The sequence below is a fragment of the Paragemmobacter amnigenus genome (assembly GCF_009908265.2).
Classification (GTDB): Bacteria; Pseudomonadota; Alphaproteobacteria; order Rhodobacterales; family Rhodobacteraceae; genus Paragemmobacter; species Paragemmobacter amnigenus.
Genome location: NZ_JAAATX020000011.1, coordinates 112,221 through 133,425 on the forward strand (window position 1 = coordinate 112,221; position 21,205 = coordinate 133,425).

Consider the following 21,205-nt stretch of genomic DNA (forward strand, 5'->3'; position numbering starts at 1 on the left):
AGGGATTGCGCGGCAAATGGAAACAGTTGCCGCGTTTGTATCGGAATCGCCACCAATGCCATCATTTGGCCGCGATTTCGGGATCAGGATTAAAGGGCCGTTCAGGCCGGTCGAGTAGTAACGAGTGACCCCGCAAAGGGGCGTGTGAGCAGTAAAGATGCCGGTGTTTACGATAAGGGGCTTTCAGGCCTCGTCCATCATCGTCAGTGGCGGGGGCAGCCTGACTACAGGCACCTCGGCCATGATCGATCCGGCCTTTTCGGCCGCGACGCAGGCGCTGACCTTCACGATCACGGATGACGACACCGCCTTTTCCGGCAGCAGCACGGCGCAGACCGATGCGGGCCAGACGGTGGTGGTCACCGACGCCTCGGGCGCGACGGTGGCAAGCGGCGCGGTGCGGCTGGGCAATGCCATCACCTTCAACAACGGCGTCACGTCCGTCACGCTCTACGAGGTCTATGTCGGCGGGACGCTGACGGGCTACATCTCGAATTCCGACCTGCAGCCGGGGGTCAGTTCGACGGTGCAATCGGTCACCGACACGGGGGTGAACGGTCCGGCCTATACCTTCTTCGTCAACCAGACCTTCGATCCGGCGGCATCGACCACCTATTTCGCGGGGCAAGGCAATGACAGCATCCTTGCGGGGGACGGCAACGATACCATCAGCGCCTTTGGCGGGAATGACACGCTGTGGGGCGGTGCCGGCAATGACAGCATCGACGGTGGCGAGGGCAATGACGTCCTGATCGGCGGGACGGGAAATGACATCCTGAACGGGTCGGGGGGTGACGACCGTTTCGTCATGGAGGCTGGCGACGGCAACGACACGCTGAACGGCGGGGTCGAGACGACAGGAGACATCATCGATGCCACCGCGATTACGGCGGGGGTCACGGTCAGTTTCAACGGGATCGGATCGGGCACCATCGCGGATGGCACGCAGACGGACAGTTTCAGCGCCATGGAGCGCGTGCTGCTGGGCGCTGGCAATGACACGGCTACCGGCAATGCGGGGGCTGAAAGCATCGACGGCGGGGCGGGCAACGATTCGCTGTCGGGGGGCGCAGGCAATGACACGCTGACGGGCGGGGCGGGTGACGACACGCTGATCGGCGGGACGGGGAATGATGCCCTGTCGGGGGGCGAGGGGAATGACCGCTTCATCCTCGGCACCGCCGACGGGGCCGATACCATCACCGGCGGGGCGGGTAACGATACGGTCGATCTGTCGACGGCAACGGCCAATACGGCGGTGACCTTCACCTCGGCCACGGGGGGAACGATCTCGGGCAGCGCGGGCACGTCCACCTTTTCGGAGGTGGAGCAGGTGCTGCTCGGGTCGGGGAATGACACGGTCAATGCCTCGGCCCTGACGCAGGATGTCACGCTGGATGCGGGCGCGGGCAATGACAGCATCGCGGGCGGCAGCGGCAACGACCTGCTGGTCGGCGGGGCGGGCAATGACACGGTCGCCGGAAACGGGGGCGACGACACGATCCGCGGCGGGGCGGGCAATGACAGCCTTGCGGGCGGGGCGGGCAGCGACCTGCTGGATTATTCCGACGCCACGGCGGGCGTGTCGGTCGATCTGTCGACCGGAGCGACGGGCGGCGGCGCGCTGGGAGATACGATCGGCGGCTTCGAGAACATCCTTGGCAGCGGGCTGAACGACACGCTGGCGGGCGGGACGGATGCCAATATCCTGTATGGCGGGGCAGGTCGCGACTCGCTGTCGGGGCGGGCGGGCAATGACACGCTGTTCGGCGGGGCCGGTGTGGATACGCTGGTCGGGGACGAGGGCGACGACCTGCTGTCGGGCGACAATGACGGCGACTCGCTGTTCGGCGGGGCAGGCAATGACACGCTGATCGGCGGGCTGGGCCTTGATACCCTGTTCGGGGGCGATGGCGACGACCGCTTCGTCTACGAGCCGGGCTATGGCATCGACACGATCGTGGGGGGCAACGGCGGCGAGACGCTGGGCGACACGATCGACATGAGCGCCTTCACCACCGGGGTCACCTTCACCTCGAGCGGGCCGGGGACCGGATCCGTCACGGCGAGCGGCAACACCGCGAGCTTCAGCGAGATCGAGCGCTATGTGATGGGCTCGGGCAGCGACACGTTCAACGGCGGGGCGGCCAACGACCATGTCGAGGCGGGCGACGGCAATGATACGATCCTGTCGGCGGCCGGCGATGACACGATCTATGGCGGGGCAGGCAACGACCGCGTCACCGCGAGCTTTGGCAATGACGTCGTCTATGGCGAGGGCGGCAATGACACGCTGGGCGGGAACGAGAACAACGACCTGCTTTACGGGGGGGACGGGTTCGACTCGCTGGATGGCGGGGACGGGGACGACACGGCCTATGGCGGGGCCGACAATGACAGCTTCATCGGCGGGATAGGAAACGACCGGCTGTTCGGCGAGGATGGCGACGACAACATCACCGCCAATGCGGGCTTTGACTGGCTGGAAGGCGGGGCGGGCAATGACCGGCTGTCCGGCGGACTGAACAATGACAGCGTCTTTGGCGGCGACGGCAACGACACCGTCGCGGGCAACGAGGACGATGACTGGCTGGAAGGCGGGCTGGGCAATGACTCGCTGGATGGCGGGACGGGGAATGACACGCTTTATGCGGGCGAGGGCAATGACACCCTGAACGCGGGAGCGGGGGCTGACCTTGGCTATGGCGATGTCGGGGATGACCGGTTTCTGGGCAGTTTCGGCAATGACACGTTCTATGGCGGGGACGGGGCCGACACGCTGGCCGGGAACGAGGATGACGACGCGCTCTATGGCGGGACCGGCGCGGATTCGCTGGATGGCGGCAGCGGCAATGACGCGCTTTACGGCGAGGACGGCATCGACACGCTGGTGGGCGGGGCGGGCGATGACGGGCTGTGGGGGGGCGAGGGCAACGATTCCTTCCGCGCCGATGCGGGGGATGACAGCGTCTATGGCGGTATCGGGGACGATCTGGTCTTTGGCAGCGACGGCAGCGATTATGTCGAGGGCGGCGAGGGCAATGACGTCATCAACACGCGCCCGACGGTGGGCGTGCCGGATATCGGCTATCCGGGGGCCTTCGACGGTGACACCGCGCCAGAGGACGACCGCGACACGGTCTATGGCGGGGCGGGCGATGACTTTGTCCTGACGGGGGATGATGCCGACCTTGTCCATGGCGGGGATGGCAACGACACGCTGGATGCGGGGTTCGATGCCGACACGGTCTATGGCGGCGCGGGCAATGATTCCATCGGCGGGCACGAGGGGGCGGACCTGCTGGACGGCGGGGACGGGGACGACATCCTCTATGGCGGCACCCTGCCGGGCGAGACGGATACGACGCTGATCCCCGACGACACGGACCTTGCCCCCGGCAATGACCGCGACACGATCCTTGGCGGGGCGGGCAATGACACGGTCTTTGGCGGTGACGATGCCGATGTGATCGCGGGCGGGGCCGGCGACGACCAGCTTTCGGGCGATATCGACAATGACAGCATCGACGGCGGCGAGGGCGCGGATGCGCTGTCGGGGGGCGATGGCGATGACAGCCTGACCGGCGGGACGGGCAATGACACGCTGAGCGGCGGGGCGGGGCGCGACCGGTTCGTGGTGACGGCGGGCGGGGGCGAGGACAGCATCCTCGACTTCGAGCGGGCGGTTTTCGGGTCGGGCGTCATGGCGACGGACCTGCTGGATGTGTCGGGGCTGGTCGACGCGCAGGGCAATCCGGTCGACTGGGCGGATGTGACCGTGTCCGACGACGGGTCGGGCAATGCGGTGCTGACCTTCCCGATGGGCGAGCGGCTGGTGCTGGTGGGGGTGGCGCCCGCGCAGGTGACGGGCAAGCACAAGCTGGCGCGGATCGGGGTGCCCTGTCTGGCCACGGGCACGCTGGTCCTGACGGACCGGGGCGAGGTGCCGGTGGAGGCGATCCGCGCGGGGGACCGCGTGATGACGCTGGATCACGGGGCGCAGCGGGTGGTCTGGGCGGGGGGGCGGCATCTGGACCGTGCCGCGCTGGAGGCGGAGCCGCTGCTGCGGCCGGTGGTGATCCGCGACGGGGCGCTGGGCAACCGCGGCGACGTGCTGGTGTCGCCCAACCACCTTGTCCTTGTCGAGATCGAGGGGGTGGAGATGCTGGTCAGGGCCAAGCATCTGGCCGAGACGGGCGATCCGCGTTTCCGCATCGCGAAGGGCAAGCGCGAGGTGGGCTATCACCATCTGCTGCTGGAGCGGCACGGGATCATCTTCGCGCAGGGCATGGCGACCGAGAGCCTGTATCCCGGACCCGTGGCGGTGGCCGCGCTGGGGCCCGCGCTGGCGGCCGAGATCGCGGCGGCCTTCCCTTTGCTGGGGCCGGTGCTGGCGGGGCTGGTGGCGGCAGAGGGGCTTTACGGTCCCACCGCAAGACCTGTGGCGCGACGGCGCGACCTGTTTCCCGCCGCGCAGGGCGAGCGGCGGCAGAGGGCGGCCTGAGGCATTCTGACGCCCCTGACGCTGCGATGCGGCAAGAATGTCGGGTCCGGTTGACGTAACGGCAGGCGGATTTCCCGCACGGCAGGCGCGACCTGCCGCTTTGAACGGCGAATGGGTCGCAAACCGGCCTATTTTCCCGCATTGGCGAATGTTACCCGCAGAAGGATACAAGCCGGTTGCATTGCCGGAGTGCTTTGGCTTTAGTCAGGGCAAGACGAGCGGGCAAACCGCCAGAAAGACCGGGGAGAGTGCATGGCCGCTGCCAGCCACAACGACGCATTCGTCGTTTTCGATCACGTACAGAAAAGCTATGACGGCACCTCGCTGGTCGTGAAGGATTTGAACCTGAACATCGGCAAGGGCGAGTTCCTGACGATGCTCGGGCCGTCCGGATCGGGCAAGACGACCTGCCTGATGATGCTGGCCGGGTTCGAGACGGCGACCAACGGGGAAATCCTGCTGGACGGGCGCCCCATAAATCAGGTGCCGCCGCACAAGCGCGGCATCGGGATGGTGTTCCAGAACTACGCGCTGTTCCCGCACATGACGGTGGGGGAAAACCTGTCCTTCCCGCTGGAAGTGCGCGGCATGGGCAAGTCCGAGCGCGAGGCGAAGATCATGCGCGCGCTGGACATGGTCCAGATGGGCAAGTTCGCCAACCGCCGCCCTGCCCAGCTTTCGGGCGGGCAGCAGCAGCGTATCGCGCTGGCCCGCGCGCTGGTGTTCGATCCCAAGCTCGTGCTGATGGACGAACCGCTGGGCGCGCTGGACAAGCAGTTGCGCGAGCATATGCAGTTCGAGATCAAGCACCTGCATGAATCGCTGGGCATCACCGTGGTTTACGTGACCCACGACCAGGGCGAGGCGCTGACCATGTCGGACCGGATCGCGGTGTTCAATGACGGGCGCATCCAGCAGCTTGCCCCGCCGGCGGACCTGTACGAACGGCCCGACAACAGCTTCGTCGCGCAGTTCATCGGCGAGAACAACCGGCTGGAAGGCACGGTCGAGGAGATCAAGGACGGGCGCGCGCTGGTGCGGCTGAACACGGGCGAGCTGATCGATGCGACGCCGGTGAACGTGTCGAACAAGGGTCAGAAGACGCTGGTGTCGATCCGGCCCGAGCGGGTGGAGTTCAAGGCCGAGCTGCTGCCCGCCGATGCCCACCTGATCGAGGCGGAGGTGATCGAGGTCATCTATATGGGCGACCTGTTCCGCACGGTGCTGAAGGTGGCGGGCCATGACGACTTCGTCATCAAGAGCCGCAACACGCTGGGCCAGCGGGTGCTGACCCCCGGCGAAAAGATCAAGATCGGTTGGGCGCCGCAGGATGCGCGCGCGCTGGATCCGGTCTGACGGGATGCCGGGCCGCAAGGCCCGGTTGCCGCGTCCGCAAAAGGGCGCGGCCAACAAGACAGAGCAGTCTGTTCAACATGGGAGCGTTTACGCAATGAAGAAGATCCTGATCCTGACCACCGCCCTGACCGGCATGGCCTTCTCGGCCGCCGCGCAGGAACTGACGGTGATGTCCTGGGGCGGCGCCTATGGCGAGGCCCAGACCGAAGCCCACGTGAAGCCGTGGTCGGCCGCGACCGGCTTTGCCGCCAAGATGACCGACAGCGACAACCCGGCGACCCCGATCAAGGCGATGGTCGAAGCGGGCAACGTCACCATCGACGTCGCCTCGATCGAATATGCCGACGCGATCCGCCTGTGCGACGAAGGCATGCTGGAGCCGATCGACATCAACGCGCTGCCGGCCGGTGCCGATGGCACCCCGGCCGCGGAAGACTTCATTCCGGGCGCCGTGACGGAATGCGCCGTGTCGACCGACATCTGGTCGAACGTCTTTGCCTATGACACCTCGAAGCTGACCGGCACCGTTCCCACGACCGCCGCCGACTTCTTCGATCTGGAGAAATTCCCGGGCAAGCGCGGCCTGAAGAAGGGCCCGAAGGCCGTTCTGGAATTCGCGCTGATCGCCGATGGCGTGCCGGTTGCCGAAGTTTATGACGTGCTGGGCACCCCCGAGGGCGTGGACCGCGCCTTCGCCAAGCTCGACACCATCAAGTCGGAAGTCGTGTGGTGGGAAGCCGGTTCGCAGGCGCCCCAGCTGCTGGCAGATGGCGAAGTCGTCATGACGACCGCCTATAACGGCCGTATCTTCAACGCCGCCATCGCCGAGAACAAGCCCTTCCAGATCGTCTGGGACGGCCAGATCTACGAAAACGAAATGTACGCGATCCCGAAGGGCGCGCCGAACAAGGACAAGGCGCTGGAATTCATCGCCTATGCCACCTCGACCGAAGGTCTGCGCGCGCAGGCGACGTACATCTCCTATGGTCCGGCCCGCAAGTCGGCGCTGAAGGATGAGCTGCTCTACAAGGACGGCAAGACCGTCATGGGGCCGCATCTGCCGACCGCGCCCGAGAACATGACGAACGCGCTGGAAACCTCGGCCGACTTCTGGGTCGACCGCAACGAGGAACTGAACGAGCGCTTCAACGCCTGGCTCGCCCAGTGATCTGATACGGGGGGCGCGGGCATTCCGCGCCCCCTTTTTCTGCCGATTTTCCCAAAGAACAGAGACCGACCGATGGCCGATGTGACCGCTGCCCTCCTGACCACGGCTGACGGGCGCCCGCTGAAGGCCGCGCTGGCCGAGGCGCAATCGCGCGCCCGACGCCGCGCCTTCCTGCTGGTGGCGCCGCTTCTGGCCTTTGTCGTGCTGACCTTCATCATCCCGATCGGGCAGATGCTGGACCGCTCGTTCCACCATGACGGCTTTTCGGCCAATGCGCCGAATCTGGTGGAATGGTTCGACGCCAATCCCGAAGGCACCGTGCCGGACGAGGCCGCCTTTGCCGCGCTGGCCGCCGACATGAAGCTGATGAAGGAAAACAAGACCGCAGGCGAGGCGGGCACGCGCGTGAACTACACGCTGGCCGAGACGCGGTCGCTGATCACCAAGACGGCGCGCGGGGCGGACAAGCTGGCCCCGCCGTTCAAGGAGGCGCTGCTGGCCATCGACGACCGCTGGGACGATCCGGCGGTGTGGCAGGCGATGCGGTCCTCGGCCAGTGCCTATACGGCCGATTTCTACCTGTCCGCGCTGGATATGGAGCGGGCCGAGGATGGCAGCATCCAGCGGGTGGAGGAGCAGGGGCGCATCTATGTCTACCTGTTCTTCAAGACCTTCCTGCTGTCGGGCATCATCACGCTGGTCTGTCTGCTGCTGGCCTTTCCGGTCGCGCATCTGCTGGCGACGCTGCCGATGGCCAAGGCGAACCTTCTGATGATCCTTGTGCTGCTGCCATTCTGGACCTCGCTTCTGGTCCGGACGACAAGCTGGATCGTGCTGTTGCAGGGCGAGGGGGTGGTCAACGACATCCTTCTGTCGCTGGGCTTCATCGGGGACGACGGGCGGTTGAAGATGATCTACAACCAGACCGGCACGATCATCGTGATGACCCACGTGCTGCTGCCCTTCATGATCCTGCCGCTCTATTCCGTGATGCGGGTGATCCCGCCCAGCTATGCCCGCGCCGCGCGGTCGCTGGGCGCCACGAGCTGGACCACCTTCCGCCGTATCTACCTGCCGCAGACGCTGCCGGGGATCGGGGCGGGGTCGCTTCTGGTCTTCATCCTTGCGGTCGGCTACTTCATCACGCCCGCGCTTGTGGGCGGGGCCGACGGGCAGCTGATCTCGAACCTGATCGACTTCCACATGCGGAACTCGAACTGGTCCATGGCGGCGGCGCTGTCGGCGATGCTGCTGGCGGGGGTGCTGGTGCTCTACTGGCTCTATGACCGGCTGATCGGCATCGACAACCTGAAACTCGGCTGAGGATACGCGACAATGGCCCTGCCCATCTATGCAAGCCCGCTGGAGCGCATCTGGCACTACAGCTATCTGGTGATCTGTACGGCGATCTTCGTCTTCCTGATCGCGCCGATCCTTGTGGTGATCCCGCTGTCCTTCAACGCGGAGCCCTATTTCACCTTTACCGAGGCGATGCTGACCTTCGATCCCGTGGGCTATTCGCTGCGCTGGTACGATGCGCTCTTGACGCTGGGGATGCTGGCGCCTGAAGCGGCGCGGGACAATGCCTGGTGGTCGGACATGTGGGCCAATTCCACTTGGGTGCGGGCGGCGAAGAATTCGATCATCATCGGCTTCTGGTCGACGATCCTTGCCACCGTCCTCGGCACGCTGGCGGCGCTGGGGCTTAGCCGGCCGGAGATGCCCTATCGCCGCGTGGTGATGGCGATCCTGATCAGCCCGATGATCGTGCCGATCATCATCATCGCGACGGGTCTGTTCTTCTTCTACTCGAACCCCTGTTCCATCATGGGCTTCGAATGCGGACGGCTGACCAGCACTTATCTGGGGGTGATCCTTGCCCATACCACGCTGGGGATTCCCTTCGTCATCATCACGGTGACGGCCACGCTGTCGGGGTTCGACCAGTCGCTGATCCGCGCCTCGGCCAGCCTTGGCGCGTCGCCGTCGCGGACCTTCTTCAAGGTCATCATGCCGCTGATCCTGCCGGGGGTGGTGTCGGGTGCGCTGTTCGCCTTTGTCACGTCCTTTGACGAGGTGGTGGCGGTGCTGTTCATCGCAGGCCCCGACCAGCAGACCATCCCGCGCCAGATGTGGAACGGCATCCGCGAGGCGATCAGCCCTGCGATCCTTGCCGTGGCGACGATCCTTGTGATCATCTCGATCGCGCTCTTGGCGACGGTGGAGCTGTTGCGGCGGCGGTCGGAGCGGTTGCGGGGCGTGACGCCGCACTGAGCGGGCGTTCCGCCGCAAGGGACAGGGCCGCGCCGGAGGGCGCGGCCTTTTCCATTGGCGGGTCAGGGCAAGGGATCAGGGCAGGGGAACGGGGCGCAGCGGGGCGTCGAGCCGTTCGGACAGACGCGCGCGTTCGGCTGCGAGGTCCGCTTCCGGCGGGGCGGTCCAGCGGGCGGGGTCGGTGATGTAGCCCGCCGCCGCAAGGGCCGCGCCGGTCGCGGGAAAGTCCAGCGTGGCGTAGATTTCCGACATCTGGGCAAGGCGGGCAGTCTCGGTCGCGTAAAGACCGGTGAGGTGGTCGATCACCAGCGGGTCGATCCCGGCGAAGGCGCGGTATTGCGTGGTGAATTCGTGGATCGTGGGGCCGGGCCTGCGGGCGATGATGGCGACGCTGTCGCCCGCGCGCGCGAAGAAGGCGGCAAGGTGCAGGGCGGAGCAGTCGGTGGAGATGACGGTCCGCGCGGCCTTGTAGCGGGCGATCTGGACGGCGATGTCGTGGTCCTGCGGGTGGAAGACCTCATACCCTTCGGCGGCGAGGGCGGCTTCGATCCTGTCCTCGGCCAGTATCCGGCCGCGTTTGGAGAAGAGCCGCGTGCGCGAGATGTAGAGGCGTTCGGGGCCCTCGGCGGCGATGTCGCTGCCGAAGGCGCGGCGCATGTAGGCATGGTATTCCGGACGGCCCGCGATCATGGGACCGGTGCCGAAGCCCTGTTCGGGGATCACGAGGCGGTCCACGGTCACGGTGTCGACCGGCGCCTCGACCGGAACGCGGACGCCCGCGCAGGCCAGCCACGGCTGGGTGGGGCCGGTCAGGCGGCGGGTCTTGCCGTCGGTCGGCTTGGGGTGGAAGATCACGCCGTCGATCTTTTCGGGCAGGTCGAAGCCCCAGAGCCGTGCGGTGGATTCGCACAGGAAATGGCCGAAATGGGCATAGAGCATCCCGCCGAAGAGCCATGTGCCCGACAGGTGCCGCGTGGCGGCCGGGGGCGGGGCGGGGGGCGGCGTGGTGACGCGCTGGCGGCCGTCGCGGCTGCATTGGGCAAGGGGCACGGCATTCCCCGCCGCGTCGAAGACGCCGGCGGGGCGGCTGACGCCCTTGGTCTTTCCCTCGACCAGCGACACCACCGTGGCGCCGTCTACCACCAGATGCGACAGGGGCATGGTCACGCGCGTGTCTTTGCCGGAGTGACGCAGGTTTCCTCCGGCAGGCGGACGGTGGCGACCTGCACGTCGCAGTTCTTCTTCGGTGTCCGGTTTGACGGCGAGACAATGCGGGAAAGGGCGATGGCCCTGCCCCGCAGGGGGCCGAAGGTCCGGCCGGTGCGACAGCCCAACGCGAGATGCCCGTCGATCGGATGTGCGGCGTGGGGGCCGTCGGGAAAACGGGCGCTTTTCTGGCCCGCGGCACGGATAAACATGGTGATCGTCCCTGTGGTCGGTTTCGCCCGATTTGTTGCGGGGCAGGTTGGCAGGACGGTCCGCCTGCGTCAATGGCGGCAGGGGTCAGGGCAGGATCTGGAGCCAGACCCAGATGGTGCCGATGGACAGCGCGGTGGCCACCAGCACGGTCGAGGCCGCGACGCGTTTGGCGACGCCGTAGAGGCTGGCAAAGATATAGGCGTTCACCCCGGGCGCCATGGCTGCGGTCATCACGGCAGAGCGTAGCCCGTCCGTGTCGAGGCCGAGGGCGAAGCGGCCCAGCAGGTAGGCCAGCGCGGGGTGCAGCACGAGCGAGCAGCCGCAAAGCAGCGCGATGATGCGGAAGTCGCCATCGGGGCGATAGCGCAACAGGACGCCGCCCAGCCCGAAGAGCGCGGTGGGAATCGCGGTGGCGGCGACAAGGCCGATGGCGGACCATGCCACGGCGGGCAGGGGAAGGCCCGTCAGGTTGACGACGAAACCCGCCGTGATGCCAATGACCAGCGGTTGCGCGAAGATTGCCCTGACGATCTGGCGCATCAGGGCGGCACCCGACAGCCCCGTGCCCCGCGCGCGTGCCCATTCCATCAGCGCGATCCCGAAGCCGTAGAACAGCGGCGAATGGATCGAGATGATGGCGAAGTTGCCCGCAAGGGCCGCAGTGCCATAGGCGCGTTCGGTGATCGGCACGCCGAGCAGGAGCGAGTTCGAGAAGAGTGCCACGAAACCGATTGCGGTGGCATCGGTCACGGGTCGGCGGAAGATCAGGATGGCCGCGCCGAAGGCCGCGAAGAACGAGGTGAAGGCGGCGGTGTAGAAGGACAGGAACAGCGCGGGCTGGAAGGTCGCGGCAAGGTCGAGCCGCGCGATGGAGGAGAACAGCAGGGTCGGGGCCGCGAAGTTCTGGGCATAGCGCATCAGCGCGTCCACCGCGCCTTCGTCAAAGAGCCGCGCGCGGGCGGCGGCATAGCCGAAGCCGATGACAAGGAAGACCGGCAGGATGACGTCGAGCAGGGCTTCCACGTGCGTCAGGCCAGATTGTCGTAGGTGATCACCATGCCGTCATGGGCGGGCCGGATATGGGGTGGCAGTTCGGCCGAAAGCTCTGCGAAGTCGAGGTCGTGGTGCATGTTGGTGATGACCGCGCGGGCGGGGCGGGCGCGGGCGATCCAGTCCAGCGTCAGGGCAAGGTGGGCATGGGTCGGGTGCGGCTTGCGGCGCAGCGCGTCGACCACCCAGCAGTCGAGGCCCGACAGGTGGGGCCAGCTTGACTCCGGGATGTCCACCGCATCGGGCAGATAGGCGAGCGGGCCGATGCGGAAGCCCAGCGCGTCCATGCTGCCGTGATTGGCGCTGAACGGGGTCAGGCGGATGGTGCCGCCAGCGCCTGCGATGTCGATATCCCCTTCGATCGCGTTGAGGTCGAGGATGGGCGGATAGGGGCTGCCTGCGGGCTGGACGAAGGCATAGCCGAAGCGGGCGATGAGCGCGTCCTGCGTGGGGCTGTCGGCCCAGACGGGCAGGCGGCGGCGGATGTTGAAGACGATCTGGCGCAGGTCGTCGAGGCCGTGGACGTGGTCGGCATGGGAATGGGTGTAGACCACGGCGTCCAGCGTGCCGACGCCTGCGTCAAGCAGTTGGTCGCGCATGTCGGGCGTGGTGTCGATCAGGACGCGCGTGATGCCGTCGGGCGTTTCGCGTTCGACCAGCATGGAACAGCGGCGGCGGCGGTTCTTGGGGTTCCTGGGGTCGCAGGCGCCCCAGTCGCCGCCGGGGGGGCCAAGGCGGGGCACACCGCCCGACGATCCGCAGCCGAGAATGGTGAAGCGCAGCGTGGCCATCAGGCGGCCCATGCCTTGCGCGCGGCGCGGGGGAAGAGGCGGTCGAAATTGGCGCAGGTTTGCGCGGCAAATTCCGTCTCTGTCATGCCGTAAAGCGCGGCGCCGGTTTTTGCCGTGAAGGCGGTGTAGGCCGGTTCGTTGCGCTTGCCGCGATAGGGGACAGGGGCCAGATAGGGGCTGTCGGTTTCCAGAAGGATGCGGTCGACGGGGGCGGCGGCGAAGATGTCGCGCAGGTCCTGCGATTTTGGGAAGGTCGCGATACCCGACATCGAGAGGTAGAAGCCCAGATCGAGCGCCGCGCGCGCCAGCCCCGCGCCGGAAGAGAAGCAGTGCATGACGCAGGAATAGGGCTTTTCGCGGTAGCCTTCGCTTAGGATCGCGGCCATGTCGTCATCCGCCGCGCGGGCGTGGATGATGAGGGGCAGGCCCGTTTCCTGTGCCGCCGTGATGTGCAGGCGGAGCGAGGTCTTCTGGATGTCGGCACTGTCGGCGGTGTAGTGGTAGTCGAGGCCGGTTTCCCCGATGCCCACGAATTTCGGGTGGCGGGCAAGGGCCACCAGTTCGTCGACGGTGGCAAGCGGTTCTTCGGCCGCGCTCATCGGGTGGGTGCCTGCGGCGTAGAAGACGCCCTCATGTGCCTCGGCTATGGCGCGGACGGCGGGTTCGTTCTTGAGGCGCGTGCAGATCGTGACCATGCGGGTGACGCCTGCGGCGCGGGCGCGGGCGATGACGTCGGGCAGTTCATCCGCAAAGTCGGGGAAGTCGAGGTGGCAGTGGCTGTCGACGATCTCGGGGGGCGTTTCGGGCATCATCTGCTCACCTTGGGGCGAGCGTTCCCGCCGTCTCTTCGAGTTTGAGAACCATATCCATGAGAAGGGCCGCAGGGTCAAGGTTGACCGCCTTGCCCTTGCGCGCGCGGGCGGAGAGGGATTGCGCGGCCTCGGCCCAAAGGCGGGCGGCGTGGGGGTGGTCGGCAAGGCGGGTGATGAGCTGCGCCTCGCCCTTGGCCGCCTCGGGCGGGAGCTGGCGGGTCGCGGCGGCGCGGGCCAGGCGGGTGAGGAAGAGGTCGAGGAGGGTGAGGATCAGGTCGAACTGTTCCTCGGCCCCGCGACCGGCGCCGGTTTCGGCAAGGGCCAGAAGGCGCGGGCGATCAAGGCGGGGCAGGGTGGAGAGGAGGCCGGTGATCGCGGCATAGAGTTTCAGGCCGTCGAGATTGGTCAGGCGGAACGCCTCGCCCACCGAACCGCCGGCAAGTTCGGCCAGCGCCTGCGCGTCCTCGGGCGCGGTCTCGCCCCCCGCCTGTTCCAGTGCGGCGGCAAGGGCATCGGGGGGCAGGGGATAGAGGCGCAATTCGCGGCAGCGCGAGCGGATGGTGGGCAGCAGGCGGAAGGGCTGGTGCGAGATCAGGAAGAAGGTCGCGCCCGCGGGCGGTTCTTCCAGCAGTTTCAAGAGCGCGTTGGCGGCGTTGGGGTTCATCTCGTCCGCGTCGTCGATGATGGCGGCGCGGCGGCCCCCGTCGGCGGCGGAGAGGGAGAAGAAGGATTTCATCCGCCGCACCTCGTCCACGGTGATGACGGATTTCAGGCGCTTCTTTTCGTCATCCCATGCGCGGCGCAGCAGGAAGAGGCGCGGTTCGGCCAGCGCGCGGAGGCGGCGGGCGGTGGGGTCGTCCTCGGGGATGTCCAGCGTCGCGGGCGGTTCGGGTGCGCCGAAGAGGCCGCCATCGGCATCGGGCGTGGCAAGGAGGAAGCGGGCAAGCCGCCATGCGAGCGTGGCCTTGCCCACACCGCGTGGCCCCGTCACCAGCCAGCCGTGATGCATCCGCCCGCCGGTGAAGGCCGACAGGAATTCGGCCTCGGCCCCTGCATGGCCGAAAAGGCGCGGGGTTTCGCGGGGGTGGGGGGCGCCCTCGATCCGGTCGGGTTCGGGGATATCTTCGGGAAGGGCTGCGGCCATCGGTCAGCCCAGATGCGCGAGGGTGGCCGACAGGATGTCGGCGGCGACGCTCTCGGGATCGCGGGCGCCGTCGATCACGCGGAAGCGGGGATGCGTGGTGGCCAGCGACAGGAAGCCCGCGCGCATCCGTGTCTGGGTCGCCAGCCCCATATCCTCGAACCTGAGTTCGGTTCCGGCGCGGGCGCGGGCGCGGGACAGGCCGGTTTCGGGGTCGATGTCGACAAGGATGGTCAGGTCGGGATCGGTGCCGATCATCAGGTCGTGCAGGCGGTCCACGGTGGCGGCCAGATCGCCGCGGGTGGTGCCCTGATAGATGCGGGTGGAATCCGCGAAACGGTCGGTGATGACGATGTCGCCGCGGGCAAGGGCGGGGCGGATGGTCTTTTCCAGATGGTCGCGGCGGGCTGCGGTGAAGAGCAGGAGTTCGGTTTCCGCCGACCAGCGGTCGGGGTCGCCTTCCAGCACCAGACGGCGGATCTCCTCGGCCCCCGTGCTGCCGCCCGGTTCTCGGGTCAGGGTGACGGCATGGCCGCGGGCGCGCAAGGCATCGGCCAGACGGCGGGCCTGCGTGGATTTGCCCGAGCCGTCGATGCCTTCGAAGCTGATGAAGCGGCCGGACATGGGCGGAGCGCCGGTCACGAGGCCGGTGCCGGATCGCCGCTGCGGCTGTCCAGATAGCGCCGCATGAGCACCTGTGCGGCCGTCGTGAGCCGTTTGGTGAACCCGCCTGCGGCAACATCGGCTTCGGCCACCAGCGGCACGCGCGCGTCGGGCAGGTCGGGGACATGGACGATCAGTTCGCCCAGTTGCTGGCCAGCCGTGACGGGGGCGGTGACGGGGCCGGTATAGATCACCTCGGCCGTGACGCCCTCTTGCACCTGCGCGGGGACGAGCAGGCTGATATCCTCGGCCGGAACCAGACCCACGGTATCGGCCGCGCCCATCCAGACCGGCGCCTCGGCAAGGCGGGTGCCCGCCTTGGCGATGGTCTTTTGCGTGAATTGCCGGAAGGCCCAGTTCACGATCGCCTCGGATTCCTGCGCGCGGTCGGTGTCGGAGGCGAGGCCCGTGATGACGAAGATCACGCGGCGGTCGCCCATGACGGCAGAGCCGACAAGGCCGTAGCCGGCCTCGGAGGTGTGGCCGGTCTTGAGCCCGTCTGCCTGCCAATCTGCCGCCGAAATACGCAGGAGCGGGTTGCGGTTGCTGGCATTTGCCGGTGCGCGGTCCTGATAGTTGAACTCGGTTTCCGAGAAGATGGGATAGTATTCGGGGAATTCCGAGATCAGCCGCTTGGCAAGGATGCCAAGGTCGCGCATCGACATGCGGTGGTCCGGATCGGGCCAGCCGGAGGAATTCCGGAAGGTCGAATTGGTCATGCCCAGAGCCTTGGCCCGTTCGGTCATCAGTGCAGCGAAGGCGTCCTCGGTGCCGGCCAGCCCTTCGGCCACCACGACGCAGGCATCGTTGCCGGAATTGATGATCATGCCGCGGATCAGGTCATGGACGGTGGGGCGGTCCATCTCGTTTAGGAACATGGTCGAACCGCCCATCGCCTTGGCCCGCGAGGACACGGCAAAGGTGGTGTCAAGCGTGACGCGCCCGTCGCGCAGCGCCTCGAACAGCATGTTGATCGTCATCAGCTTCGACATGGACGCGGGCGGAAGGGCCACGTCGGCGTTCTTGTCCAGCAGGACCGTCTGGGTCGACATGTCATAGACCCAGGCCGCGGTGGCGCGCGTCTCGAAGGCGCGGGCGGGAGCCGCGGCCAGAAGGGCAAGGGCGACGATGGCGAATGCGCGGCGCAGGAAGGTCATGCAATGTGGTCCTTTCGTCTGGGTCGCGGCGGGCGGCGCGGGCCGCCTGCCGGAAGGCCGCGGTCAGCGGATGGCATAGGCATCGGCAAAGCCGAGCCCCTTGACCTTGGCAAGCAGCGCGGCGCGGTCGCCGCCGGTGGCGGTCACGCTCCACCATGTCTTGCCCTGCGTGGTCTCCTTGCGCGAAGTGGCGGATATGCCCGCCTTCTTCAGCGTCTCGACCGCGCGGTTGGCATTTGCCTCGACCGAGAAGATGCCGATCTGGAGCGTGGTCGAACCGGGCGCGGCGGCGGCAAGTGCCGGCGCGGGGGATGCGGCGGGGGCCGGGGCGGCGGCGGGTCTCGGGGCCGTGGCGGCGGGGGCCGTGGCGGCGGGCGCGTCGAGCGGCGCGCTGGCGATGGCGGCGGGGGCGGCCGTGGTGGCGGTTGCGGGCTTGCCCTCTGCCTCGTCGATGGCCGCGCCCGCGACGGTGCCCAGCGTGGTGGCGCTCACCCCTTCATTGGCGTCGAGGATGGGTTTGCTCGCGTCGGTCGCGGCGGGGGCTTCCTCGCGGCGCAGGGCGGTCACGCTGATCTTTGCGGGCTGGCCTGCGAGCAGACCCAGCGCCTCGGCCGCGTCGGAGGAGATCTGCAGTTTCGGTCCGGGGTTGAAGACCTCGCGCTGGAAGAGCGCGCCGATGACGAACTTGCCGTTCGCCGGATTTCGCATGATGACGCGTTCGGGATTGGAGGCATCGGGCGAGGCGACCCAGACCCCGCCCAGCGAGGGACGACCGTCCCAGAGCGCCTGGTCGGTGACCTGGAAGACCTCGGGCGCCTCGACGTCGCGGTCGACGAGGGTGACGGAGGTGGCCGAGGCGGTGGTCGCGCCTTCGGGCTTGTCCTTGCGGGCAAAGGGGTTCTGGCCCTGCTGGCAGGCTGCCAGAACGAGGATTGTCGTGATGAGGAGCGCCCTGCGCGCCGTCGGAAGTCCTGCCATGATCGCCTCGCTGCCGCGCGATTTTCCCGCGCTGTTGTCGGCCCGTGTCCGGTCCGTTCCTGTCTGTCCGTTGCCCTGCCCGCCGGTGCCGCGCGGTGCGGCGCGGTCCCTTGTCGCGCGGATCATACAGTCGCGTCCGAGCGGTTGGAAGTGCGGGCAGGAGGATGGGCGGAAATCTCACGCCATCGTGGCCTTTCAGAATCGGTCGCCGCCGGATAGGAGCGGAGCGTCGGAGGAGTGGCCGAGCGGTTTAAGGCACCGGTCTTGAAAACCGACGTAGGGGAGACCCTACCGTGGGTTCGAATCCCACCTCCTCCGCCACATTCAGATGCCGAATCCGTACAAAGGCCCCGATTGGGGCCTTTTTTCTTTTTGTTTCAAAGGGAGTTGGCAGGGCCATCCGCCCTTCGGAGACTGGGCGCTTGACGCGGAATTGGTCTCCGAATGGCCTGCGTCTCTCTTCGAGCGCCCCTCGACTGTCACGGGACGGCGTGAAACATCCTTGAAATTCCAATGGGTTGCGGCGCTCATGGGGTCGTCCCGTTCGCGAGTTAATCCGGTGACGGAGACGGACACGAAGGCGCAGGGCGGCCAGAAGGACGGTTCCGTGGCGGCCGATCCCGAAGTCCGGCGGAAGCGTCCGAAGCGAGCCAGAACCCTGCCGGAAGTCTCTGATGACAAACACACTTCGTGCCCATAGCCTGGCGCAATGTCGAACGGGCCCTGGACGGATGAAGAGAACGACCTGATCGTCGCGGATTACTTCGCGATGCTGGCCGACGACATCTCGGCGCGCCGCTACAGCAAGGCCGAACACCGCCGCGCGCTTCTGCCGCTGCTGAACGCCCGGTCGGAGGGATCGATCGAGTTCAAGCACCAGAACATCAGTGCGGTGCTGAAGGGCCTCGGCGAGGACTGGATCTCCGGTTACAAGCCCGCGTTCAACTTCCAGATGACCTTGGTGGATGCCGTGGCGCGTTGGCTGGCGCTAAACCCGGCGTGGCTCGGGCGCCAACCGGGGCTGCAAACCGTCGCTGGCCTGCGCGAGGCGGCGCAGATTTGGATCGGGCCGCCTCCGACGCTGTCGAACCAGCCGCCCCCGCAGGAGCTGGACCAGATGCTGCACATCGCCCGCAAGTTCGACGTGGCGGGCCGGGACGAGCGCAATCGGGCCCTCGGACGCGCGGGCGAGGAGCGCGTGCTGGCGCATGAGCGCGCGGCATTGCGGACGGCAGGACGGGACGATCTGGCCCGCAAGGTGCGCTGGGTGTCGGAGGAGGATGGCGATGGCGCAGGCTACGACATCGCGAGTTTCGCCCCGGACGGTCTGCCCCGGCTAATCGAGGTCAAGACGACGAACGGATGGGAGCGCACGCCGTTCCACATCACCCGCAACGAACTGGCCGTGGCCGAGGAGCGCCGGTCGGAATGGCGCCTGTTCCGGCTCTGGAACTTCTCCCGCGAGCCGAAGGCGTTCGAACTGCACCCGCCGCTCGATGCACACGTTTCACTGACCGCAACGACGTTTCAGGCGAGCTTTCACTGAGGCTCAGTCGAACACCCGCTCCGGCTGTTCGTGCCATGGCAGGGCCGCGACATCGGTCAGTTTCAACAGGGTCACGGCGGGCACCTCACGCTTGTAGACGAGGCGCTTGAGGACTCCCGGCGCGAGATAGGCGAGCCGCAGCTGTCGGCTGACATGGCGTTCGGCCAGCCCTACAGCTTTCGCCAAATCGGTCACCGTGTTGAATTCACCAGCCTCCACGCGTCGCCGCCAGCCCCACGCCCGGCCGATGGCGCGCAGGATATGCGGATCCTGCGTCCGGTCTTCGCTGGGCAGATAGGTGGCGGGCGGCATGATCTTCGGCCGCCCGTTCTGTTTGCGCACCTTGAGCGGCACGAAGATCTGGATGGACTCGTCGGGTTTCATCATTCCGCCGCCACCTTCTTTCGTGGGGCCATCATGTCGCGCATGACGCCCGAGACGCTGTCGGTCCGGACATCGATCACCAGCCCTTCGGACGTAACGGTGACCCGGCGCACCAGCAACTGCACGATCCGGGTCTGCTCTGCAGGGAATAGCTGGCCCCAGACGTCTTCGAACGTCTGCAGCGCGGAGATCACATCGGCCTCGGCGAAGGCGTGACCCTCGCGCGCCAAGTGGGCGATGACCTGTGCCGTGATCGACGGGGCGCGCATCACCCGCCGCAACTCGGTCACCACGGCCGCTTCCACGAGGTCGGCAGGAAGGCGGCGCGGGATGCCTGTATCGCTGGGTTCGCGATTTTTGATGACGTCCATCGAGACGTAGTACCGGTATCGCCGCGCGCCCTTCTTCGTGCTGCTCGGGGTCATGGCGGCACCCGTGGCCGTAAAGATCAGCCCCTTGAGCAACGCAGGCGCCTGCGCGCGGGTGTTGTTGGCGCGCTTTCGTGGGCTCTCGCGCAAGATGGCATGGACCTGATCCCATAGCTTCTGGTCGATGATGGCCTGATGCTCGCCGGGATAAGCCTTGCCCTTATGGACGGCGTCGCCGCGATAGACGCGGTTCACCAGCACCCTGTAGAGGTATCCCTTGTCGACCAAGGTGCCCTGCTTGTTGCGGAACCCTTTGCGGCGCAGTTCACGGGCCAGCACGGTCGCTGATCCGACCTCGACGAACCTCTCGAAGATGCCCCGCACGGTGGCGGCCTCGTCCTCGTTCACCACGAGCTTGCGATCCTTCACATCGTAGCCGAGCGGGACATAGCCGCCCATCCACATGCCCTTCATGCGGGAGGCGCGGACCTTGTCGCGGATGCGCTCGGCTGTGACCTCACGCTCGAACTGGGCGAAGCTGAGCAGGATGTTCAGCGTCAGACGCCCCATGGACGTTGTCGTGTTGAATGACTGCGTGACCGACACGAAGGTTACGCCGTTGCGGTCGAAGACCTCGACCAGCTTCGAGAAATCCATCAGCGACCGCGACAGTCGGTCGATCTTGTAGACGACCACCACATCGATCAGGCCGTCCTCGATGTCGGCCAGAAGCTGTTTGAGGCCGGGCCGCTCCAGCGTCCCGCCCGAGATGCCGCCGTCGTCATACTGGTCGCGGACCAGCACCCAGCCCTCGGATCGCTGGCTGGCGATGTAGGCCTCACAGGCCTCCCGCTGGGCGTGCAGGCTGTTGAACTCCTGCTCCAGCCCTTCCTCGGAGGATTTGCGCGTGTAGATGGCGCAGCGTTGGCGGCGGATGGGATTTGCGCGCTGATCCATCAATCATTCCCCCGCTTGCGCTCGCGCAACCCGAAGAAGCGGTAGCCATTCCAGCGCGTCCCGGTGATGGCCCGCGCGATCGCGGACAAGGATTTGTAGGGGCGGCCTTGCCAATCGAAACCGTCTCGCAAGACGGTGATCGTGTGCTCGACCCCGTTCCATTCGCGGATCAGCCGCGTGCCGACCACAGGATTGCGAGGATCGGCGATCTGGCTCTTGCGCGTCAGGGTGCCGCTGACCTCGTCGGCCAGCAGGTCCAGCATGCGTCGGGTTTCGCGATCAGGACCGCCATACGTCAGTTCCTGGATGCGGTAGGCCAACCGGCTCTCAAGGAACGCCCGGCTGTTGTTCGGCGCTGCCGAGGCGAAGATCGTCTGCCACTCCGACTTCAACTGGGTGACGGACATGGACTTCAGCGCTGCCAGGCGCGCAGGGATTGGATCGGGCTTCGTCATGCGTTTCTCCGATGAGTTGGAGCTGCATGACGGCATTGGTCGTCGGGATAGTGTAGGCAACGTTCTCCAGTATTGTTAGATACTTCGACCCCATCCTGCCCGAGCAGCCGAACCAGCCCGAACGCCAGCAGGCCGCACAGTTCGGCACGGCGCTCAGCGGCGCTCATCTGATCGGGAGGGAG

The 21,205-nt window shown here is 66.9% G+C and carries 18 protein-coding genes and 1 tRNA gene; 7 read left to right on the forward strand and 12 right to left on the reverse strand.

Translation table 11 applies throughout. The features are described from left to right. Positions 1–157: 157 nt before the first annotated feature. The 5 genes from GU927_RS15780 to GU927_RS15800 all read left to right on the forward strand — a co-directional run bounded on the left by GU927_RS15780 (position 158) and on the right by GU927_RS15800 (position 9,302). Positions 158–4,504: a Hint domain-containing protein gene (locus GU927_RS15780; RefSeq protein ID WP_161763425.1), complete on the forward strand. Its 4,347-nt coding sequence runs from the start codon at positions 158–160 to the stop codon at positions 4,502–4,504. A gap of 252 nt (positions 4,505–4,756) precedes the next feature. Further along, positions 4,757–5,860, forward strand: coding sequence for an ABC transporter ATP-binding protein (locus tag GU927_RS15785; RefSeq protein WP_161763426.1), 1,104 nt, complete (start codon positions 4,757–4,759; stop codon positions 5,858–5,860). Between the two features lie 94 nt (positions 5,861–5,954). Continuing rightward, entirely contained in the window at positions 5,955–7,028 is a 1,074-nt protein-coding gene (locus GU927_RS15790; protein ID WP_161763427.1) for an ABC transporter substrate-binding protein, read from the forward strand. Between the two features lie 72 nt (positions 7,029–7,100). After that, complete coding sequence (locus GU927_RS15795) at positions 7,101–8,351, forward strand: ABC transporter permease (protein WP_161763428.1); 1,251 nt, start codon at positions 7,101–7,103, stop codon at positions 8,349–8,351. A gap of 12 nt (positions 8,352–8,363) precedes the next feature. Next, a complete protein-coding gene (locus GU927_RS15800; protein WP_161763429.1) occupies positions 8,364–9,302 on the forward strand; it encodes an ABC transporter permease in 939 nt (312 codons plus the stop codon). Between the two features lie 75 nt (positions 9,303–9,377). Here the strand turns inward: GU927_RS15800 and GU927_RS15805 are convergent, their stop codons facing one another. From GU927_RS15805 to GU927_RS15845, 9 genes are all read right to left on the reverse strand, one after another. Then, on the reverse strand, positions 9,378–10,463 hold the full coding sequence (locus tag GU927_RS15805; RefSeq protein WP_232489241.1) for a glycosyltransferase family 61 protein: 1,086 nt from the start codon (positions 10,461–10,463) through the stop codon (positions 9,378–9,380). A gap of 2 nt (positions 10,464–10,465) precedes the next feature. Then, the gene (locus GU927_RS15810; protein ID WP_161763431.1) at positions 10,466–10,720 is read right to left on the reverse strand and encodes a hypothetical protein; all 255 of its coding nucleotides are present in this window, start codon (positions 10,718–10,720) and stop codon (positions 10,466–10,468) included. Positions 10,721–10,805: 85 nt separating this feature from the next. Next, on the reverse strand, positions 10,806–11,744 hold the full coding sequence (locus GU927_RS15815; RefSeq protein WP_161763432.1) for an AEC family transporter: 939 nt from the start codon (positions 11,742–11,744) through the stop codon (positions 10,806–10,808). 5 nt (positions 11,745–11,749) lie between these two features. Next, positions 11,750–12,562, reverse strand: coding sequence for an MBL fold metallo-hydrolase (locus GU927_RS15820; RefSeq protein WP_161763433.1), 813 nt, complete (start codon positions 12,560–12,562; stop codon positions 11,750–11,752). Next, entirely contained in the window at positions 12,562–13,371 is an 810-nt protein-coding gene (locus tag GU927_RS15825) for a TatD family hydrolase (protein ID WP_217765705.1), read from the reverse strand. The genes GU927_RS15820 and GU927_RS15825 overlap by 1 nt, the downstream gene beginning before the upstream one ends. A 7-nt stretch (positions 13,372–13,378) precedes the next feature. Next, positions 13,379–14,518: a DNA polymerase III subunit delta' gene (locus GU927_RS15830; RefSeq protein ID WP_161763435.1), complete on the reverse strand. Its 1,140-nt coding sequence runs from the start codon at positions 14,516–14,518 to the stop codon at positions 13,379–13,381. A 3-nt stretch (positions 14,519–14,521) separates the two neighbouring features. After that, a complete protein-coding gene (gene tmk / locus GU927_RS15835; RefSeq protein ID WP_161763436.1) occupies positions 14,522–15,139 on the reverse strand; it encodes a dTMP kinase in 618 nt (205 codons plus the stop codon). Positions 15,140–15,153: 14 nt separating this feature from the next. Next, positions 15,154–16,335 (reverse strand): D-alanyl-D-alanine carboxypeptidase family protein, encoded by a 1,182-nt coding sequence (locus GU927_RS15840; RefSeq protein WP_161763437.1) that lies wholly within the window; start codon positions 16,333–16,335, stop codon positions 15,154–15,156. Positions 16,336–16,398: 63 nt separating this feature from the next. Continuing rightward, positions 16,399–17,439 (reverse strand): SPOR domain-containing protein, encoded by a 1,041-nt coding sequence (locus tag GU927_RS15845; RefSeq protein ID WP_232489236.1) that lies wholly within the window; start codon positions 17,437–17,439, stop codon positions 16,399–16,401. A gap of 105 nt (positions 17,440–17,544) precedes the next feature. On the opposite strand from GU927_RS15845, the gene GU927_RS15850 reads away from it, so the two are divergent. After that, positions 17,545–17,634 (forward strand) — tRNA-Ser (locus GU927_RS15850). A 388-nt stretch (positions 17,635–18,022) separates the two neighbouring features. Then, on the forward strand, positions 18,023–18,859 hold the full coding sequence (locus tag GU927_RS15855) for a DUF3883 domain-containing protein (RefSeq protein ID WP_161763439.1): 837 nt from the start codon (positions 18,023–18,025) through the stop codon (positions 18,857–18,859). Positions 18,860–18,862: 3 nt separating this feature from the next. Here GU927_RS15855 and GU927_RS15860 read toward each other — a convergent pair whose 3' ends face one another. From GU927_RS15860 to GU927_RS15870, 3 genes are read right to left on the reverse strand one after another with little or no spacing between them, the layout of a single operon-like run. Continuing rightward, positions 18,863–19,246, reverse strand: coding sequence for a hypothetical protein (locus tag GU927_RS15860; RefSeq protein WP_161763440.1), 384 nt, complete (start codon positions 19,244–19,246; stop codon positions 18,863–18,865). Then, on the reverse strand, positions 19,243–20,568 hold the full coding sequence (locus tag GU927_RS15865) for a recombinase family protein (RefSeq protein ID WP_161763441.1): 1,326 nt from the start codon (positions 20,566–20,568) through the stop codon (positions 19,243–19,245). The genes GU927_RS15860 and GU927_RS15865 overlap by 4 nt, the downstream gene beginning before the upstream one ends. Beyond that, on the reverse strand, positions 20,568–21,023 hold the full coding sequence (locus tag GU927_RS15870) for a DUF2924 domain-containing protein (RefSeq protein WP_161763442.1): 456 nt from the start codon (positions 21,021–21,023) through the stop codon (positions 20,568–20,570). Before GU927_RS15870 ends, GU927_RS15865 begins: the two co-directional genes overlap by 1 nt. Positions 21,024–21,205: the final 182 nt, after the last annotated feature.

What these genes read in the sequence shown, in the direction of transcription:
- GU927_RS15780 (WP_161763425.1), top strand. Translation starts at nt 158, where the DNA reads ATGCCGGTGTTTACGATAAGGGGCTTTCAGGCCTCGTCCATCATCGTC.
- GU927_RS15785 (WP_161763426.1), top strand. Translation starts at nt 4,757, where the DNA reads ATGGCCGCTGCCAGCCACAACGACGCATTCGTCGTTTTCGATCACGTA.
- GU927_RS15790 (WP_161763427.1), top strand. Translation starts at nt 5,955, where the DNA reads ATGAAGAAGATCCTGATCCTGACCACCGCCCTGACCGGCATGGCCTTC.
- GU927_RS15795 (WP_161763428.1), top strand. Translation starts at nt 7,101, where the DNA reads ATGGCCGATGTGACCGCTGCCCTCCTGACCACGGCTGACGGGCGCCCG.
- GU927_RS15800 (WP_161763429.1), top strand. Translation starts at nt 8,364, where the DNA reads ATGGCCCTGCCCATCTATGCAAGCCCGCTGGAGCGCATCTGGCACTAC.
- GU927_RS15805 (WP_232489241.1), bottom strand. Translation starts at nt 10,463, where the DNA reads ATGCCCCTGTCGCATCTGGTGGTAGACGGCGCCACGGTGGTGTCGCTG.
- GU927_RS15810 (WP_161763431.1), bottom strand. Translation starts at nt 10,720, where the DNA reads ATGTTTATCCGTGCCGCGGGCCAGAAAAGCGCCCGTTTTCCCGACGGC.
- GU927_RS15820 (WP_161763433.1), bottom strand. Translation starts at nt 12,562, where the DNA reads ATGGCCACGCTGCGCTTCACCATTCTCGGCTGCGGATCGTCGGGCGGT.
- GU927_RS15825 (WP_217765705.1), bottom strand. Translation starts at nt 13,371, where the DNA reads ATGCCCGAAACGCCCCCCGAGATCGTCGACAGCCACTGCCACCTCGAC.
- GU927_RS15830 (WP_161763435.1), bottom strand. Translation starts at nt 14,518, where the DNA reads ATGGCCGCAGCCCTTCCCGAAGATATCCCCGAACCCGACCGGATCGAG.
- tmk (WP_161763436.1), bottom strand. Translation starts at nt 15,139, where the DNA reads ATGTCCGGCCGCTTCATCAGCTTCGAAGGCATCGACGGCTCGGGCAAA.
- GU927_RS15840 (WP_161763437.1), bottom strand. Translation starts at nt 16,335, where the DNA reads ATGACCTTCCTGCGCCGCGCATTCGCCATCGTCGCCCTTGCCCTTCTG.
- GU927_RS15845 (WP_232489236.1), bottom strand. Translation starts at nt 17,439, where the DNA reads ATGATCCGCGCGACAAGGGACCGCGCCGCACCGCGCGGCACCGGCGGG.
- GU927_RS15855 (WP_161763439.1), top strand. Translation starts at nt 18,023, where the DNA reads ATGTCGAACGGGCCCTGGACGGATGAAGAGAACGACCTGATCGTCGCG.
- GU927_RS15860 (WP_161763440.1), bottom strand. Translation starts at nt 19,246, where the DNA reads ATGATGAAACCCGACGAGTCCATCCAGATCTTCGTGCCGCTCAAGGTG.
- GU927_RS15865 (WP_161763441.1), bottom strand. Translation starts at nt 20,568, where the DNA reads ATGGATCAGCGCGCAAATCCCATCCGCCGCCAACGCTGCGCCATCTAC.
- GU927_RS15870 (WP_161763442.1), bottom strand. Translation starts at nt 21,023, where the DNA reads ATGACGAAGCCCGATCCAATCCCTGCGCGCCTGGCAGCGCTGAAGTCC.